At 37.9% G+C, this 17859-nt stretch carries 16 protein-coding genes; 4 read left to right on the top strand and 12 right to left on the bottom strand.

The genetic code is table 11. The features are described from left to right. Window positions 1–27 precede the first annotated feature (27 nt). From GKE48_RS11990 to GKE48_RS11965, 6 genes are all read right to left on the bottom strand, one after another. Window positions 28–963, bottom strand: a complete 936-nt coding sequence (locus GKE48_RS11990; RefSeq protein ID WP_012738815.1) for a M14 family metallopeptidase — start codon at window positions 961–963, stop codon at window positions 28–30. Next, on the bottom strand, window positions 963–1895 hold the full coding sequence (locus GKE48_RS11985) for a M14 family metallopeptidase (RefSeq protein ID WP_154301169.1): 933 nt from the start codon (window positions 1893–1895) through the stop codon (window positions 963–965). Before GKE48_RS11985 ends, GKE48_RS11990 begins: the two co-directional genes overlap by 1 nt. 21 nt (window positions 1896–1916) lie before the next feature. Then, window positions 1917–3338 carry a DUF342 domain-containing protein gene (locus tag GKE48_RS11980; RefSeq protein ID WP_055288122.1) on the bottom strand — a complete coding sequence of 474 codons (1422 nt, stop codon included), beginning with the start codon at window positions 3336–3338 and terminating at the stop codon, window positions 1917–1919. A 66-nt stretch (window positions 3339–3404) separates the two neighbouring features. Further along, window positions 3405–4334: a hypothetical protein gene (locus GKE48_RS11975; RefSeq protein ID WP_154301168.1), complete on the bottom strand. Its 930-nt coding sequence runs from the start codon at window positions 4332–4334 to the stop codon at window positions 3405–3407. A 123-nt stretch (window positions 4335–4457) separates the two neighbouring features. After that, entirely contained in the window at window positions 4458–6920 is a 2463-nt protein-coding gene (locus tag GKE48_RS11970) for an ATP-dependent DNA helicase (protein WP_243138503.1), read from the bottom strand. A gap of 11 nt (window positions 6921–6931) precedes the next feature. After that, window positions 6932–7714 carry a DUF8091 domain-containing protein gene (locus GKE48_RS11965; RefSeq protein WP_022097515.1) on the bottom strand — a complete coding sequence of 261 codons (783 nt, stop codon included), beginning with the start codon at window positions 7712–7714 and terminating at the stop codon, window positions 6932–6934. Window positions 7715–7833: 119 nt separating this feature from the next. Between GKE48_RS11965 and GKE48_RS11960 the strand changes: the two genes are divergently transcribed. Then, window positions 7834–8889, top strand: coding sequence for a glycosyltransferase family 2 protein (locus GKE48_RS11960; RefSeq protein WP_154301167.1), 1056 nt, complete (start codon window positions 7834–7836; stop codon window positions 8887–8889). A gap of 60 nt (window positions 8890–8949) precedes the next feature. Here GKE48_RS11960 and GKE48_RS11955 read toward each other — a convergent pair whose 3' ends face one another. From GKE48_RS11955 to GKE48_RS11940, 4 genes are all read right to left on the bottom strand, one after another. Then, a complete protein-coding gene (locus GKE48_RS11955) occupies window positions 8950–10539 on the bottom strand; it encodes a cadherin-like beta sandwich domain-containing protein (protein ID WP_154301166.1) in 1590 nt (529 codons plus the stop codon). Between the two features lie 17 nt (window positions 10540–10556). After that, complete coding sequence (locus GKE48_RS11950) at window positions 10557–12617, bottom strand: dockerin type I domain-containing protein (RefSeq protein ID WP_154301165.1); 2061 nt, start codon at window positions 12615–12617, stop codon at window positions 10557–10559. Between the two features lie 33 nt (window positions 12618–12650). Further along, entirely contained in the window at window positions 12651–14243 is a 1593-nt protein-coding gene (locus GKE48_RS11945; protein ID WP_022097122.1) for a peptide chain release factor 3, read from the bottom strand. Between the two features lie 121 nt (window positions 14244–14364). Further along, entirely contained in the window at window positions 14365–14628 is a 264-nt protein-coding gene (locus tag GKE48_RS11940; protein ID WP_156327369.1) for a hypothetical protein, read from the bottom strand. A gap of 358 nt (window positions 14629–14986) precedes the next feature. On the opposite strand from GKE48_RS11940, the gene GKE48_RS11935 reads away from it, so the two are divergent. From GKE48_RS11935 to GKE48_RS11930, 3 genes are all read left to right on the top strand, one after another. Next, window positions 14987–15304 (top strand): transcription termination/antitermination NusG family protein, encoded by a 318-nt coding sequence (locus tag GKE48_RS11935; protein WP_154301164.1) that lies wholly within the window; start codon window positions 14987–14989, stop codon window positions 15302–15304. 84 nt (window positions 15305–15388) lie between these two features. After that, a complete protein-coding gene (locus tag GKE48_RS14610; RefSeq protein WP_173016936.1) occupies window positions 15389–15529 on the top strand; it encodes a hypothetical protein in 141 nt (46 codons plus the stop codon). Window positions 15530–15542: 13 nt separating this feature from the next. After that, a complete protein-coding gene (locus tag GKE48_RS11930) occupies window positions 15543–16271 on the top strand; it encodes a tyrosine-type recombinase/integrase (protein WP_173016935.1) in 729 nt (242 codons plus the stop codon). A gap of 63 nt (window positions 16272–16334) precedes the next feature. On the opposite strand, the gene GKE48_RS14970 is transcribed toward GKE48_RS11930, so the two are convergent. Both GKE48_RS14970 and GKE48_RS11925 read right to left on the bottom strand, forming a co-directional pair. Beyond that, the gene (locus GKE48_RS14970) at window positions 16335–16463 is read right to left on the bottom strand and encodes a hypothetical protein (RefSeq protein ID WP_278321514.1); all 129 of its coding nucleotides are present in this window, start codon (window positions 16461–16463) and stop codon (window positions 16335–16337) included. Between the two features lie 469 nt (window positions 16464–16932). Continuing rightward, window positions 16933–17859 (bottom strand): NAD-dependent epimerase/dehydratase family protein, encoded by a 927-nt coding sequence (locus GKE48_RS11925; protein ID WP_154301162.1) that lies wholly within the window; start codon window positions 17857–17859, stop codon window positions 16933–16935.

The raw sequence follows: 17859 nt of genomic DNA, 5'->3' as shown, positions 1-17859 counted from the left end.
ATCACAATAAAACATATTTTCAAACAACTATTCATGCATTCTTCTTATTATCTTGTAAACAACCTGATTACCCATTACAGTTGGTCCTGTATGTGCGAAGAAAACAATACCGTCTGTCTGTGATATTATCTCACTCTTAACAGTACCCTCACATGGGTCAAGAATCTGTGCTATAAGCTCACCATGATATACAGGATCACCCGGCTCTTTAAGTCTCTTGTAAAATCCTGCATCATAAGTCTTGACTGCCATAAGATCAAACTCATTGATAACACTTGCAATATATCCACTGTGATTGTTGTACTTAAGAATACCCATTCTGGTTAAAAACCTGAGAACAGATGACACTGCTTGTCTTGCAGATTTCTCATCAATCATATCTGTGCTGTTAGTATATATTGAAAATGCATTAGTACCATTCATCTGCCAGTTATAATTAAGTGTCACTGTATCCATTGGCTTAGGCTTTCTAATAACAACGTACTGAAGTCCGAACAGATTGGCAAGACTCGCACTCTGAAATCCTGTATCCATCATCTTTACATGAGGAATAAAATCACCCGGCATATAAAAGCTCGCAAAATGTATGCCATAACTGTAACCCTTAATTCTGTCAAAAAGTGTTCCTGCTATCTGCTTGGTTGTATCTCCATTAACATCCCCAGGAAAAGCTCTGTTTATATCAGAATTATCTGTAGGCCAGAATCTCTTTCCAACATTCATGGAAAATCTGTTAACAGATGGGATAACAAGAATCTCATGATTGTGCGATATTGCACCATGAGCCTCAAGCTCTTTAAGTGCCTTGACAAGCTGCGAACATATATACAGCTGCTGTATCTCATTTCCTCTTAATGCACCAACAATACATGCCGACTTCTCACCACCGCCGAATCTGTAGCCTTCTATCTGATAATCTTCTCTATATATACCCTTTAACGAATAAATAATCTCTTTCTTCATTATCTGCCACCATAAACTCTTGCTATAAGAGCCCCCTTATGTACTACCGGATTCTCTCTTAATGTAAATATAATTCCATCTGTAGGCGATTCAATTCTCTGGATTATTCTTCCCTCAATAGGTTCGATAATATCTCCTATATGCGTTCCAATTCCAATCCTTCCCATAGAATCAACTGCTGATACGAATATTCCGCTTTCCTTAGCAGTAAGAAATGTAACCTCACCCTCTGTAGAGATAATAGGTTCATTCACTTCTTTCGGCTCATCATCCCATATCCCCATATGAGACATAAGGTTAAATATACCATCAACAATATCCCTGCAATACATTGGCGTAATTCTGTTTCCAACACCCATCTCCGTAACAAGAGTAGGCACACCAAGATGATTAAGACTATAGGCAAGAGTTGCATCAAGCACAGTAATAGACGAATATATCCACACAAATTGTGCATTCATCATCTTCGCATAAGGAAGAAGCTTTTCCTGCGTATCATCATTAATTCTTACCTGTGGCATCTCATTTACAAATATATTGCTTGAATGGATATCAATACACAGATCGCTTCCAATAATATCTTCAATAATACCTGCTGCCACATATTCAGCCATCGCTCCATTATTATCACCAGGGAAAACCCTGTTCATATCAAGGTCAAACATAGGAATTCCTCTTGAACCTGTATCAAGTCCAAGAGGATTAATATCTGGATAAATATCTACAATTCCTTTAAGCTTATTCTTCTCTCTTTCAATCCTTCTGATAACCTCATAGCAGATATACTGTCCGTCAAGTTCATCCCCATGAGTGCCTGTAACTATAGAAATCCTTGGCATATCTATGCCGTTTTCTTCATTCATAAGTCTGTTCTTTCTTACTACCAGCCTTTCATGCACCGGCAATTCCACCGAAACAACTTCTTCTATCATAATACTCTCCCTGTAATATACTTATTCATCATAATCCCTAAGAATAATCGTGCTTGGTGTCTTCTTAACAATAATATGTGAAAATACAGAACTTGGCATGTAAGTCTTATCATCCATATATATCCTGCTTCCCGGATATATATGATTCTTTACTTTAACAACTGCTCTCTCTGAATCTCTTATAAGATTGTATAATGCCTTGCTCTTTTCTTCAAGCTTGGCTTTCTGAGCCATCTTTACAATCTTTGACTGGGTAACTCTCAATGCCATTTTACTATCATACTTTTCAGGCATGTTCTGTTTAATCATCTCAAACTTCTTATTAGCCATTTCAAAAGTTTCAATCTGTCCGTCTACTTCCTTAAGTTCCATAATAAGTTCTGCATATTCTTTTCTGATTTCTTTGGTCGAACCAACTCTCAACAAAGTCTTTACATTGCTTTCATGTCCACATGATGTAGTACTGATTCCCATAACACCAGTTACATCACCACCTATAATAGAACCTATGGGTCCCTCAACAAATATCCTGCCATATGTAAGCACCCTGCAGTTAAGAATATAATTACACTGTAAGTCTCCTTTGGCAATAACCTCTGTATTCTCAAAAAATCTGCCTGATATATTTCCCCCTGCCTCGATTTTTCCTGAATTCTTAGTATTAACACCATCCTTTAATACAATATCTTTCCCAGCAATAAGTGTTGCTCCCTCAACGAAGCCTCCAACATATATACTTCCCATGGCATGAACTGTTACACCACTTCTCACACTGCCTGTAATATTAACATCCCCGTTAAAGTCAATATTCCCCATGCTCATATCTAGATTACCATTAACCTCATATACATTAACAACACTTAAATCATAGTTACAGTATTCAATCTTTCCAGATATTGCAGCATAAGTTTCTTTACCATCATCAGATGTCTTAAAGCCCTTACCATGCAGTCTTGGCTTTGGTTTACCCTGCTTAGGAACAAGCAGCTTTCCACATACATCAAAGCCAAACTCCCCTTTAGTCGGCTCATGATATCTTGCCAGCAGATCACCCTCATTAACCTTTTCAAATCTCTTCTGGTTAAAGTAATCAATAGAACCATCTTCTCTTACTGTAGGTCTGTTATTATTAATTGCATCTGTATCAAAGAAAAACTCATAATATCCATCTTTTCCTGCCTCTACCGGTTTACCAAAAGCAACTTCAACAGGCTGGTCATATATTTTTTGTAAAATCATCCATCGAATTTTTTCTTCATCTATTCCCGTCTTAATTCCATTAAGCGATAGCTTATTCATGACTTCATCATATGTATATCCTTCATCACATTTGCCAAGCCTGACTGATGCGCTCATATTATCATCTGCAATATATACATAAACCTCATGTAACTCGATATCATCTATATCAGCTGTTTCATTAACTATTTCTGTATTGCTCATGCTGTTCCCCCTTTCCGAAGGTCTTATCCATTCATTATCAAAACACTGTACTGTAATAGCTGCATCTTAACATCCATACTTAAGCAGCCCATCCAGATTACTTCCCCTCTCAAGTGCAAGTCTTATCTTCTCCATCTCTTTAAAGGTATATCTTGGATCAGCATATAAAGAAACATCTACACCGCTTGTAAGTCCCATAAGAATTTCCTGTGACTGCAATTCATTAAGTGCAGGCTTCTCGTCATTCCATTTATCAGAAATTCTGTGTCTTGCCTCTTTCATGCTTACCGCATCAATAAACGGATCTGCATATTCAGAAACATCTATTCCTTCTTCAAGCCCAAGTCTTATCTGCTTCATCTGTCCTGATGAAAATCCAACCATGTTATATGGAGTAACATCAATCCCTTCCTCAAGTCCAAGTCTGATCTGTTCCATCTGTTTTCCATTGTATTCATGAAGCAGATACTTAGTTATATCGACACAATTGTGTATTCCCAGCCTTATCTCATTGAGCTGATATTCATCATAATTATCCTCAACAAAAAATGTAAGGTCAATATCTTCTTTTTTTGCAAGTCTTATCTGTCTTAATACCTCTCCTGAATAACCAAGCTTTGCATACCTGGTCAGATCATAATTAAGCTCTGATGCAAGCCTTATCTCTCTCATAACAGAATGACTGAACTTAGGATTACATATATCATCCATATTCATTCCGCTACGCACAGCCTGCTTCAGTTCTTCCATCTGCATATAATCATACTGTGCATCTGCAAATCTGCTTACATCAAGTTTTTCTTCCAGACCAAGTCTTAATGCTTTCATCTGGGCAGCGTTAAATTCCTCTTTGCAATACACACTCACATCAACGCCATTCTCAATTCCTCTGATAATCTCAATAGTCTGTAATTCATCAAATCCCAGAGACTGCCAGACCTGCTTGTCTACAGTTTTGTTTTCTATATTCTTATTAATCTCTTCCACGTTCTGCATAAGCCCATCTCCCATAATCAAAACAAATCATCATATATCCGGACCTTAATAATATCTGTCTAAATTCTATCACACATACAGTCCGACTACAAGTTCTAACATTGTACATTTTTTATCAATGCCCTATATATCCTGTTCCGTCCAGAAATCCTTAATACATTTATAAGCATTACCCAGACTGACTGGAAATATCCTGTTCCACTCCCTAGGATACATACGCTCATATTCACCAGTCATAAATCTGTCATCCAGAAGTGCAATAACTCCCTTATCTGTATCCGTCCTTATAACCCTTCCTGCTGCCTGAAGCACCTTATTCATTCCCGGAATAACATAAGCATAAGAATATCCATTTTTGCCAAACTCATCAAAATAATCCCTTAAAATGTTGCGCTCCCTGCACACCATCGGAATCCCAGTTCCGACAATGACAGCTCCGATAAGGCTCTCATCCTTTAAGTCAATTCCTTCGGAAAATATTCCTCCAAGCACACAGAAGCCCGCAAGCGAAGCCCCTTCTGGAAGTTCCTTGTAAAATGCTGATAAGAAATTTTCCTTGTCAGCCTCCTTCATAAACCTTCCCTGCACAAGCACATTCACACAGCTTTCTGGTAAAAATGTATCTTCTCCACCACATTCGGTCACATTAACACCACTTTTCCACCTGAAGCACTCAAGAACACTCTCCATGTAAGAATATGACGGAAAGAACACCATATATCTGCCGCTTCTGCCAGAAATCATATGCATAATATAATCATGTACCTTGGCATATTCCCTTGCGTTTCTTCTTGTATAACGGCTTGTCACATCAGTAGCCACGACAATTCTCTTATTATCAGGTTCAAAAGAAGAGTGTGCATACACCGCTCTTTCTGATACATCACCTGAAAGCATTTCCTTAAAATAATTGACCGGAAGCAGCGTTGCTGAGAAGAATACCGTGCTTCTGCCCTGTGAAAGTCTCTCACTTATGTTGCCAGACGGGTCAACACAGTACAGATGTACAAGAAAGTTTCCATCATTATCATGCTCATTATAATAGACATATTTTTCATCAGCACAGTCATACATATTAAGAAAATGTCTCACTGCAAAGAAAAACTCGAGCAGCTCGTTAGTCACAGGCTCACCCTTATACCTTTCCATAAACTTCTGCATAAGTCCCATGACACGCTCAAGGCTGGCTGGAAATGTTCCAAGACCACTCACAACCATGAATGTATCGCACTGTCTTTTATATTCGAGCAACTGCTTGTTACATCTGTCAAGTGCGCCTGCAAGCCGTTTGTCCATCTCTTTGACAAGCTTCTTAGCTGCAAGAAAATCTTCTTTTTTCAACACTGCACTGTACATTTCTCTTGCTCTGTCCACAAGGTTATGTGCTTCATCCACAAGAAACACATAATCACCCTTCGCACCATTGCCAAAATACCGCTTAAGCGACGCATCCGGGTCAAATACATAATTATAATCACATATAATTCCATCACACCAGTACGAAACATCAAGCGACATCTCAAACGGGCAGACATTATGTCTGTTGGCATATTCCATGACATTATCTCTTCCGATAACCATCTGGCTCGTTATTATGTCGTACACAGCATCATTAATCCTGTCAAAATGCCCCTTGGCATAAGGACATGCCACGGGGTTGCAGTTGCGCTCATCAAGTGGACATATTTTGTCCTTTGCTGTAAGAGTAACAGTTCTCATATGAAGCCCGTTATCTCTTAATATAGCATAAGTATCCTCCGCAACAGTTCTCGTTATTGTCTTTGACGTCAGGTAAAATATCTTGTCTGACATCTGCTGTCCTAACGCCTGCACAGCCGGGAACACAGTAGACAACGTCTTTCCGACACCTGTAGGTGCCTGAATATATAGATTGGTATTATCTTCAATAGCCCTGTATACACTCACGCACAGATTCTTCTGCCCCTCCCTGTATTCATAAGGAAACTTAAGTTCTCTGATTGATTCCGTCCTTTTATGCCTCTCATCAAATGTATAATCAGTCCATCTCTTAAAGCCTGTAATCAGCTTATTAAACCACTCTTCAATTCTTTCAAATGTATATTCTTCCAGAAACTTGTTGATTGTCTCAGGCTCAGGAGTAACGTAAGTCATCTGGATTCCAATCTTTGACAGCTTCTTCTGGCTTGCATATATATAACCATATACCAGTGCCTGGGCTTTATGCACATAGACCGGTTCTTTCAGCAGAGAAACATCTGTCTGCATAGTCTTTATCTCATCAATTATTGCATCGCTCTCCGGCTCTTTATTGCCATCCTCGTCATAATTAATATCTGCAATAATACCGTCAGCCCTGCCTTCAACCTGTAGTACATACTCAATCCCTAAGTCAGATACAAGCGGTATCTCAATCTTTAAAGGCACTTCTGCATGATACATAGTTCCCATGCTATGCTGGATTTTCCTGTGAATCCTTGCCCCCTCCTGCATGATTTTCACATCATTGCTGCCTGTATTCCTGTTGTCAATATCACCTTCTGCACACATGAATTCCACAAGATTTCTTACAGATATTCGAAAGCAGTTTCCATTTACAGAGTACATACTATCTCCATTCAATAATGTTCTTCAATATCGTATATATAGGCATTGCCTGTCTTTCCGACTCTTTTAACCTGTTCCATGTAATTAAGCATTGCAAGTACACTGGCAGCAGTCTGCCTGTCAATATGCGCTGCATTTGCAAAATCCGCTGAAGTAAAGTTCCTCTCAAGTCCCTCTGGTACAAACTGCATATAATCCTGTGGACAGTCCAGTTCAATTATCTTTCTTATTCCAACAGGAATGCGGTCATAACGCACACTTCCGCGCTTCTTATCGTAACTCCAGCCATTAAGAAGCTTATATTCTTCCATATCAATCAGCAGCAATGTAACCTTAAGATTCTGATTCTTTAAAAATGCTTTAATCTTATACAGTTCAAACATCGCGTCATACACAGAGCATCGCTTTGGAGACTTTCTTCTGGAAGTAATATCCCCTGTTTCCGGCTCAATCCAGCTTAAATACTTTTCATACGGCATCGGATATACAACCCTCACCTGATATTCATTCAGGAACACTGACAACTTATCCCTTAACTTGTTAAGCTGCCTTGTCTGAATCTCAATTATCCCATGCTCATTATATATATCTGCAAAATAACCGTCTATTGCAACCTCATGATTATCCTCATCAGGTTCATAATACATTTTTAATACTGCATGCAGTGTCTTTTCCGACAAAGTACCTATCCCCTTGTCATTATGGCTCTTACCGATTATCTTCTCTTTCGCCGCGTCAAAAGCCTGACTGTCTATATATTCAACTGGTTCTGCTGCAGATTTCTTTTTTGACATTGTGTACCTCGTATCAGATATATGTTATCATTGATAACAAGTATCTTACGAATACCTAAAAAAATCAAGGCATTTACCGATATAACCTATATAAATCCAATTAAGAACAGGAGAAAAACATGATATCAATAAGCATGTGCATGATTGTAAAAAATGAGCAGGACATTCTTGCAAGGTGTCTTGATTCATACGCAGGAACTTATGATGAATTGATTATTGTAGACACAGGCTCAACTGACAATACCAAAGAAATTGCCGCTCACTACACCGATAAAATATATGATTTTGAATGGATAAATGATTTTTCAGCCGCAAGAAATTTCGCATTTTCCAAAGCTGAATGTGACTACATATTCAGTGCTGACGCAGACGAAGTGCTTGATGATACTAACAACTACGCATTAAGAGAATTGAAACATATGCTTCTTCCAGAGATAGACATTGTTCAGATGTATTATGTCAATGCATCAGAATATAATTCTGTATACAATGCACACAAAGAACTCCGCCCGAAGCTTTTCAAAAGGCTCCGTCCATTCACATGGATTTCACCAATACATGAAACAGTACGGCTCACGCCAATCGTATATGACAGTGACATTGAAATTCTTCACATGCAGTCGGGCGACCATAGTAAAAGAGATTTTTCAACATATTTCAAAGCATTTGAAAAAGGTATCCACATTGAAGATTATGTAGTTACCATGCTGTGTAAAGAACTTCTTATATCCGGTGAAGATTCCGACTTTATTGCTTTCAGGAATATATTTGAAAATATTCTATCAAAAGAAGGCAGAAGCAATGATTTAATGAAAGAAATCAACTGTATTCTTGCTAAGATATATATGGCAGACGGTGACACTGACGCATTCTTTAAGACCACTTTAAAAGCAGTTGCCGACAATCCTCCTGCTGAAATGTGTCTGATTCTAGGAACATTTTACATGAACCAGACAGACTATGAGGAAGCTGTGCTGTGGCTGTATAATGCTGCATTTGAGACAGAGAGCATACTTGATGTGGCAAGCAGCGGAAACAAGCCTTTATCTTTGCTTGGTAAATGTTATGAAGAACTTGCCGCAGCAACAGACGACCCATACGAGGCTGCCCAATATAACGAAATGTCAGCCGACTATTATAGTCAGGCAGAAAATTGGAAGCTTCCGGAAGAATAAGAAAAAGCCTTAGGAAAATGTAATCTGAGCATCACATTTTCACTAAGGCTTTTTAATTATTTACTTATCATCATCAACATCAAAGAGCTTCAACTCTTCTACATCATTCTTACCTGACTTATCATCTCCATAAGAGACTGTGTCAGTTGATGTATCAAGTTCCGCGTAGCTGTCATCTTCGTCTGATTCGTACCCTTCAATTACTTTTTCAGTGTATTCATCAAGGTCAACACCATCCTTTGACGCCATGTTAAACACCTTCTTCACTTTCGCAAGCTTAGAGCAAAGAACAATAGTAATCACTATAAATACCGCTATTATCAGTCCAAGTATTAATACTATCATCAGCCAGAATCTGCTGTTTCCTGATGTTTTTCCATTATCAGCCTTAACATCAGCATTAGCAGTGTCAGATTTCACAACAGAATACGCCTGAATCGAGCCATCACTTACCCTGTATCTGAACCATCCCTTCTCTCCAAGAGAACTTACTCCATAGAACAGGCAGTACTGTCTGTCAGCGTCCATAAGTACCTGCACTTCTTTACCATTCATGGTAAACCTTGTAAGTGCATAACCTGCCGGCTTCTCTAACGAGTTCGTTATAGGCAGAACAACATATGTTATCTCTGGTTCTGCAACAGTATTGTATGGTGAAAATGTTTTCGCAGTCTCATCATAGATGTAGAACCCGCCTTTTCCATCTTCACTTTCAAGATACATAAGGATAAGACCTGTCTTTATGCCTTTAACCGCATTTATCTTCTGACCATTATAATCATAGTCAATCTCCTGATATCCATCTGGAATTGTGATTCCTGAATAATCCTTTACAACAGAATACTTCCTGCCATCTATCGTCACAGTTCCATCATTATTAACCGCCTGTGATGCATCTTCTGTAACAGCTTCTGTCTTTGACTCAGCCTCTGTTGTTGCTTCCTGACCATCCTCAAGTCTTGTTGTATATATTATATATTTATTAACTGAACCATCTTTCGCAGTAACAGTAATTGTTGTTGTATTACTTCCCGGGTCCATTCTTCTGCCACTTATGCTTACCTTAGCAGCATTATCATTAGCTACAGCACTTACAACAAGCTCTGTGACATCAGCATCAACAGTTGCATTGTAAGTTGTCCTGTCTGGTGAAAATGCTGGTGAAAGCGTTCCCGGACTTATCTGCAGGGACTTAAGCGTGTTGTCTGATGAGTAGCTGGCTGGAGCTTTTACAGTGACAGTTCCCGAAGATGTTGTTAATGACATAAAATCTTCATCTGCCGAACCTGTGTATGATGTTGATTTATTAACTGAAATCGTTGCTGTTCCTGGATTAATGGCTTTGAATACAACTTTAAAGGAAGTTTCATCAGACGATAACAATCTACCTGTTCCACCACCTTCAGTATTAAATCCATTTACATACTGTAATATACTTGCATCATAGTCTATCCATATATCACACAGTTCTATCTTTACATCAGATGATGCTGTTATTGTTATTGTTACCTCATCACCAACATTGGCACTGGCAGAACTTATAGAAACATGTGCTGTCTGTGCTGCTTTTACATTAGTCAGACCAGAAAACATTAATATGCCCATCAACATTGCCATTACTAATGCAGTTATTCTTTTTATGTTATTCATAGTATTCTCCAATATAATTACTGTACAATATATCTGATATCAAGAACATGTCTCTTAACATACAACATATCTATACTGCTGACTGTACCATCATGATTAGCATCAGCGGCTTTATAATAAGCACTTGTAAGAATTCTAATATCAAGAACATGTCTCTTAATATATAACATATCAATACTTGTTATCTTACCATCTCCGTTAGCATCTCCGTATATAACAACTGCGTATGATGCATACTCATCTCCATCTGAAGTATATACAACAAATCTGTCTCCGGTTGCTATTATTTCAGATGTTTTCTCTGCTGAATCTGAGCCATATATCTTTCCATAACATCCATTCTTGAATGAAATACTGCTTATAACATCATCAGCTGTGCTTTCAACCTCAAATCCTGATATAAATCTTCCTTCTTCATCTATATCATAGCTTGTATCAAAGCCATTCTCTTCTGATGGATCAGGGTCTGGAACCGGATCAGGATCTGGTATTGGATCAGCTTCTTTTCTTACGATATTGATTACATAGTCCTGATTTTCTCCATTCTCTGCTGTAACAGTAACAACTATTCTGTTGTTACCTACAGATAATGAGTACTCTCCAAAGCCTTCTACTTCAGCACTATCAGCTAACTTATCACCTGATACATATACACTTGTAACATCATTATCAACAATCAGATCATATGATGTCGTGTATAATGAAAATGATGGTGTTAATGAATATCCATCAACATACAGATCCTTAAGTCTGTTATTAGGACTTCCATCTCCTGTAGGAATTGCACATACCTCATCTGGCATATTATCATATACAGGAATTATAAACTTAAATGATGTGTTATTAAGTGTTGTTTCACTATATGCTCTCTTGCTTGTCTTTGCCTCTGATCTTGGTGCAAAAACATTAGTCATATACTGATGCGAATAATTAACCACATCAAACTTTTCATAATATATAGTATCCTGACCTTTATTTATGTACCATTTACCAAGATTAATTGCTCCACCTACTACCGCTTTATATCTTGTATTCCAAGGTCTTAATGTACTAGAATCAGATCCCTTTGCATATCTTAATCCATTCTGTACAGCAGTATAACCACCTGACGCATATGCATTCTGACTGTAATAATTATAATAGCCTACATATCCGCTTACATTTCCTGATATCTGTCTTCCCGTTCCATTATATCCCTGTTCCTGAATTATTCTCGTAGCAAGATGATATGGGCTAACCTGAGACATTTCTCCTGCTTTCATTAAAAGCGAAGGATAAGTATAACCGTCAAGATCATGACTTGAGCCATCCATGAATGAACCACTTATTATACTCTCAACTCCACTCATATTCTGAACAGATGAATCATATGACAGTGCCTCAAACATAAATATATATGTATCATCAAGGAAATTTCTTGGATCAAGTACATACTGTACCAACTCACTTGAAGCCTGTACATATCCACCACTATCAAAAGAATACCACTCACCGGTTTCCCAGTTATAGCAACCATCTGCTGTAGATTTCCATGAACTTATATTATCCTTATGAACAAGGCTTCTGGTTTTCACATTCTGCTTCTCAACCATTGTGTTCCAGTCAGTCCCATTATGGTCCGCCACAAACACCCAGTTAGGATACTGCGCATGAAGCTGTCTTAACCCTTCCTTATAACTATCCGGGAACCCCTGCGAATCAAGGTACTCCTCGAAATCCGCATCCGGCTCATAATCATTTCTCTTATCAACAGTTACATATTCAGAAGTAACGTAACCTCTGTAATAATCACCGTTAAGATAGAATCCTATTCCATACCATAATCCTGAACTTGTGTCGACCTCTTCGTATATATCAAACTTAAAGCCACCATCAACCTTGGTAATGACTGAACCACTGACTGGTGATGTCCTTATACGAAGATCTGTAACATCATAATTAACATGTCCCTGACCAATGGACTCTTCCGCCTTAGTATTAAGCACAGAAGTAACCGTAAGGCATGTCAGCACAAGCATACATAACATGACACCAATTGCGGCTATTCTTTTTGCACTACATTTGTATCCTGATTTCATGTAATCACCTGACTCCTGAACGTATCGTATTAACTAGTTTCTTCCAAATTCTGAAAGCTTTAAGCCCTCATTTCTCTCAAGTACCATATTAACAGACCAGCTATTGGCAAATACCAGAAGCGGATTGCCCTTAAGGTCTTTTATCTTCTTCATATCTGATGTACCAACAATTCTGTTCACATCAATTTCCTCAGGATTCTCAATCCAGCGGATATGCTCGTATGGAAGCGGCTCAAGTCTGATATCAACACCGTATTCATTCTTAAGACGGTATTCGAGAACTTCAAACTGAAGGACACCAACAACGCCCACGATAATCTCTTCCATTCCTGTATTGAACTCCTGGAATATCTGAATCGCACCTTCCTGTGCAATCTGGTTGATACCCTTAATGAACTGTTTTCTCTTCATAGTATCAATCTGTCTTACTCTTGCAAAATGTTCTGGTGCAAATGTAGGTATACCCTCAAATGCAAATTTCTTGTTAGATTTGCAGATAGTATCACCGATAGAGAATATTCCCGGATCAAATACACCGATAATATCTCCTGCATATGCCTCATCAACAATATGCCTCTCCTCCGCCATCATCTGCTGAGGCTGGCTGAGTCTTATCTTCTTGCCACCCTGTACATGGTTAGCTTCCATTCCGGCTTCAAACTTACCTGAACATATTCTCATGAAAGCAATTCTATCCCTGTGTGCTTTATTCATATTAGCCTGAATCTTGAATACAAATGCTGAGAATTCCTCAGTAAATGGATCAATAACTCCCTGGTCAGACTTTCTTGGAAGCGGAGAAGTTGTCATTGATAAGAAATGCTCAAGGAAAGTCTGTACACCAAAGTTAGTAAGTGCTGAACCGAAGAATACCGGTGTAAGGTCACCAGCACTTACCATTTCCTGGTCAAACTCTGCACTTGCTCCGTCTAACAGTTCGATATCTTCCTGAAGCTTGTCGTAGAAAGCATCACCAATTCTGTCCTTAAGAACAGCCTCATCTGATGCGTCAACAATCTCAGTATCAACTTCCTTCTGACCATTCATGGCTGCCTTAAATAAAGAAACATTTTTCTCTTTACGGTCATATACGCCCTTGAATTCCTTACCGCAGCCGATAGGCCAGTTAATTGGGCATGTAGCAATTCCAAGTACACTCTCAATCTCATCAAGAAGCTCAAATGGGTCATTAGCCTCTCTATCCATCTTATTGATAAATGTAAATATAGGAATGTGTCTCATAACACATACCTTGAAAAGCTTGATAGTCTGTTTCTCAACACCCTTAGAAGCGTCAATAACCATGACCGCAGAATCTGCTGCCATAAGAGTTCTATAAGTATCCTCGGAGAAATCCTCATGTCCCGGAGTATCAAGGATATTAATACAGTAGCCTTCGTAGTTAAACTGAAGAACTGAAGAAGTTACCGAAATACCTCTTTCCTTCTCAATCTCCATCCAGTCAGAAACCGCATGCTTGGCAGTCTTCTTCCCCTTTACAGAACCTGCAAGGTTAATAGCTCCTCCATAAAGCAGGAACTTCTCTGTTAATGTTGTCTTACCAGCATCCGGGTGAGAGATAATGGCAAATGTCCTTCTTTTCTTAATTTCACTTTCTAAACTCACTGTTTTACTCCTTTATAAACATAATACATAAACAATTCATACCCATTCCGGCATACACATAATATAAGCCTGTGACGCAGTCTACGGCTTCACAGGCTTACTCTAATCAATAGTCTTCGAATTATTCACGGTTAAGACCGAACTTGTATGAAACCTCAGACTTGTCATCAATTCTTCTGAAAATGTTGACTACTCTGTCCATAACCGGTTCGAAATCTTCCTCATTCTCAACCTCAACAGTAACAACCTGTCCGTCTTCCTTAATAACTGCATCCTTAACAAGTGCTAATGCCTTGATATCTTCCTCAGTCTTGGCAACCTGCTCAGGTGTTGTTAACATCTTTGATTTACTCTTATACTTAACAGCGTATGTTCTTGTCATCATATCCTCCTATTGGCTCTTCGTAGCAATATAATCTCATATGTCATTATATTATATAACATGTTTGGGGATTATGCAATGGGGTTTAGTGCGCATGGTAATTGTTTTATCTTGATTCCAGCATCAAATATGATCTTGCTTACATGAAAATATAATGTTTTATCAGCATCACCAATAAGGCTGCTACTCCTTTTCTCAAAAACAACATGTACCTATACAATCCTTGAAGCTTTCTTCATCTATGAATCAATCTCTACACTCTTGCATTAACTATATAAATAAGCTACCATATCCAAAGCATTTTTACAACATAATGTTATTTATGAAATACAATATAGATTGAAGAATCGAGGTATACCCTATGTGGTACATAGCACACACAACTGTCGGCAGAGAGCTAGATGCCGTTGATAAATGCCGCAAAACCATTCCAGAAGATATAGCCGCAAAAGTATTCTCTCCTATCTGGCAACATGCCAAGAAATATGAAGGTTCCTGGCATCTTGACGATGACATTCTATTTGCAGGATACATATTTATAGAGAGCGATTCAGATTCCAAGACTCTTGAAAAACTTCTCTGGCGTATACCTAATGTAGTTTCTCCTGTCCGCATAGGTGGGGATTTCAATGCCCTTAACAAGGAAGAAGAACAATATCTTCGTCAACTTATGGACTAGTATAACTATATTGCTGTGTCATATGGATATATTGTAGATAACCAATTAATGATAAATAAGGGGCCTCTTAGCGGAAGGTCTGATATGGTTAATAGAATTGACAGACATAAGAGAATTGCTGATATAGAAGTATATCTGTGGCATCAACCTAAGCGTGTTCGTGTCGGACTAGAAATAATAGATAAAATCACTGCACAGGAATATGCAAAAATCAAATTACAATAACTGGAGATTTCCCATGAATAATAAAATCACTAATACAGATATTAATGAATTCGAAGAATTTCTTATAAATAAAAATAAGAGCAGAATAACTCTTGATAAATATATGCGGGATATACGAAGATTTCAAATCTTTCTTTCTGATAACAGTTACCAAATATCTCAGGATACTGCAGATAAATATATCGAGATTCTTAAAAATGCTGATTACAGTATAAGCAGCATAAATACTATTATATCATGTATAAACACATTTTGTAATTTTATAGGAAGAAATGATATTCACTGCGTTAATCTTAAGAAATCTAAGACCGAATCAACAGATTCTAACTTACTTACAGTTGATGAATATAACCAACTCCTTAAAACCGCTATAAACAATAACGATTATAGAATAGCTATGTTAATTCAAGTCCTTGGAAATACAGATATAAGATTAAACGAATTGCAATACCTTACTACACACTCTTTAGAAATGGGAAAAATTACTGTTATACGTAACAGCAAAGAATATAACATCAGAATTCCAAATGATTTATTGTATGGCTTATATGAATATATAGACCATGAAGCAATAATAAATGGGGTGATTTTCTGTACTAGAAAAGGCACCCCTCTTGAAAGATCTAATATATGGAGATTGATTAAGAAACTGGCTGTTGATGCTGGGATTAATCCGGATAAAGTTTATCCGCAGAATCTGAAGCAGCAGCTTGGGAAGAAATATTATAGTATAAAATACTAATCTACTTCATACTCTTCTCTTAATCTATCAATCAACTCAAATGTAAAAAACTCTGTACCTCTGTCAGGTATCAGTTCCAGTCTTGCAATGGTTTCTTCTTAATATGGCTTTATCATTCAAATCAATCGGCACAAATATGCGTATATTATCCTGTTCATTCTCACAGTCTTTATATTCAGGATAATCAAGCAATGATTTATCTGCTAGTTATGGTTCATTATATAAATCAACTTTGTATCATTAGGTATTGGATACGAATCTATTCTATGATGCTCCATCTATATTCTCCTTGTCAAATATTTCTACAATAATTACAGTCACAAGCCATGTAAATTTTTCCAAGCCTCTATCAATTCATCTCTGTTATCTTTATACCATTCTTCAATTTCTTAAATCATTGATGTTGACCATTTTTTATTACCATCTTTATATAACTTTCCGTCGCTTAATCGGAAAACAGCCTCATATTCATTATGTAACACATGAATTTCAATGAAATCTATTTAATATATCTAACAATCTATATTTATTTTGTTCTGATATATTATCTTCTACAATATATATCAATCTCTTATACTTGAACATTGTTTTCACATAATGATTCTATTTATACTCCTCACATCTCAGAAAAGAAATCACTACTATAATAAACTACATTCATTCAAATCTCCTTCTTGCACCATTCTACTGTCTCTGCAATTCCCTCTGAAAACTTATAATCCGGTGCAAATCCTGTATCTTTAACTAAATCCTGTATATCTGCACACAAGTACATAACCTGGCGTGGACCATAGGCAACTTCTCCAAAACCAATCTCTGCTTCCGGATTAACCGCATTTCTTATATCCTCGATATAATCCTTAAGCGGTCTTGCCTCTCCCCCACCAATACAGTAAACCTTGCCATTAATACCTTTTTCTCCTAGTAAATAAAATGCCTTCCCCGCGTCCTTGGAGTACAGATAATCCCACATCTGCTCTCCCTTTGTACATGATGGCTTCTCTCCTATTAACAGCTTTCCTATTGTAGACATAACCATCGTCGCACTTCCGTCATATGGACCATATACACTAAGTATTCTTGTCCATATATGTCTGATCCCCAACTTTTCACACTGGATTCTTGTCATCTGTCCTGCACACAGCTTTGCCATTCCATAGCCATTCTCTGGAAATGCAGGAACCTGCGAATTAAGCTTTCCTTCAACTCTTCCATATTCCGCCTGTGACCCGGCACCTATGAATGCACTGCAGCCCATAACAGCAGCTGCATTTACAGCATCCAGTGCATACTTCACATTCATATTCTGTATATACATATCATTGCGGCAGTCGCCAAATGTTCCATCCCACCCAAAGTGATAGAATACATCCGGCTTAACTCCTGTCTCCTGCACAAGCTTTGGCAGTTTATCAAGCTCACTAAGGTCACATTCAACCTTCTTAAGTGAATCCGATTCCTTAATTCTGCAAGAACGCTTTGAATCCTTTCTTACAACTGCTATAACCTTAACATTATTTTTCATAAGAGCATCTATAAGACCTAAGCCTACCGCTCCTGTACATCCTGTAACAACTGCCGCCTGCAT

Origin of the sequence: Lachnospira eligens (assembly GCF_009680455.1) — a bacterium.
Taxonomy (GTDB): domain Bacteria; phylum Bacillota; class Clostridia; order Lachnospirales; family Lachnospiraceae; genus Lachnospira; species Lachnospira eligens_A.
This window is presented reverse-complemented; position numbering and strand designations above follow the sequence as displayed.